Source organism: Bacteroides sp., from assembly GCF_019417265.1.
In the GTDB taxonomy this organism is placed as follows: Bacteria; Bacteroidota; Bacteroidia; order Bacteroidales; family Bacteroidaceae; genus Phocaeicola.
The window spans coordinates 1-1,596 of sequence record NZ_DXVR01000184.1 but is presented as its reverse complement, the minus strand read 5'-3'; the positions used below and the strand labels follow the sequence as shown (position 1 = coordinate 1,596).

The window sequence follows — 1,596 nt, the reverse complement described above, 5'->3', positions numbered from 1 at the left end:
GTGCATACCCTGACCAATCATACGGAGACCTTTCTGGATGATTTCTTCGAAAGTACGGCCTATAGACATGATTTCACCTACAGATTTCATGCTTGAACCGATGCGTCTTGAAACACCTGCAAACTTAGTCAAGTCCCAGCGAGGAATCTTACAGATAAGATAGTCAAGTTCCGGAGCCTTGTAAGCAGAGTTAGGAGTACCCATTTCACCGATTTCGTCGAGAGTATATCCCAAACCGATTTTGGCTGCTACGAAAGCAAGAGGATAACCTGTAGCTTTTGAAGCCAGAGCAGAAGAACGGCTCAGACGTGCATTAACTTCGATTACACGATAGTCGTTTGTCTCAGCATTGAAAGCGTACTGGATATTACATTCACCTACGATACCAAGGTGGCGGATACATTTCTTTGACAGATCCTGAAGCATTGTAACCTGTTCTTCAGTAAGTGAACAAGTCGGAGCAACAACGATAGACTCACCGGTATGGATACCCAGAGGGTCGAAGTTCTCCATGCCGGCAACAGTGAAGCAGTGGTCGTTTGCATCGCGGATAACCTCAAATTCAATTTCTTTCCATCCTTTCAAAGATTCTTCCACCAAAATCTGAGGAGAGAATGTGAATGCACTTTCTGCCAGTTCGATAAATTTTTCTTCGTTAGGGCATATACCGCTACCCAAACCTCCAAGTGCGTATGCAGAACGTATCATTACCGGATAACCTATTCTGCGTGCAGCTTCCAGAGCATCTTTCATGTTTTCCACTGCCTGGCTAACAGGAGTCTTCATCTCTATCTCGTTAAGTTTCTTAACGAAGAGGTCACGGTCCTCTGTGTACATGATAGCTTCTACAGATGTACCCAGAACTTCAACTCCATATTCCTTGAGAATACCCTGCTGGTAAAGTTCAGTACCACAGTTCAATGCAGTCTGACCGCCGAAAGCAAGAAGAATACCGTCCGGTCTTTCTTTCTTGATGATTTCAGTTACGAAATATGTATTTACAGGCAAGAAATATACTTGGTCTGCTATACCTTCCGAAGTCTGAATGGTGGCAATGTTTGGGTTAATAAGAACAGACTTGATTCCTTCTTCACGTAAAGCTTTAAGAGCTTGTGAACCTGAATAGTCGAATTCACCTGCTTGACCAATTTTCAGGGCTCCTGATCCAAGGACAAGCACTTTTTTGAATTTCTGCTTCATAAAATGTTTGTTTTTATTTAAGGTTGTTTATGTATAGTTGTCTCATTTTTTGCAATATATGCAAAGGAAACAATTATTTTGAAGAAAACAAAGTATTTGTCTGCCTTTAAATATTTCATCCATCAGTTGGATAAACAATATTTTGCATAAACGGGTTTTTAAAGGGTTGACCGGCCGATACCTATACCGGGCATGCCAATAAAAAAAGCTTGCTCTGTTTGAATAGGGCAAGCTTTTATTCAAGTCATAAAGAACTGTCAAATCAGAATTACCGTAACGCTGCGGGCTCCGTGTGCTCCCATAACAAGCGCTTGTTCGATGTCAGCTGTTTTTGAAGGCCCGGAAATGAATACGCCATAGCCATATTCGCCTGTATCGATTCGCTTATAAGCCTCG

2 protein-coding genes are annotated in these 1,596 nt (G+C 42.0%); both read right to left on the bottom strand.

All coding sequences use genetic code 11. The features are described 5' to 3' along the window. The coding region (locus tag QZ379_RS12710; RefSeq protein ID WP_291565661.1) for an ATP-grasp domain-containing protein at nucleotides 1-1,200 on the bottom strand (1,200 nt) is incomplete at its 3' end. A 257-nt stretch (nucleotides 1,201-1,457) separates the two neighbouring features. Beyond that, on the bottom strand, nucleotides 1,458-1,596 hold a 139-nt coding region (locus QZ379_RS12705; protein ID WP_291565664.1), incomplete at its 5' end, for an LUD domain-containing protein.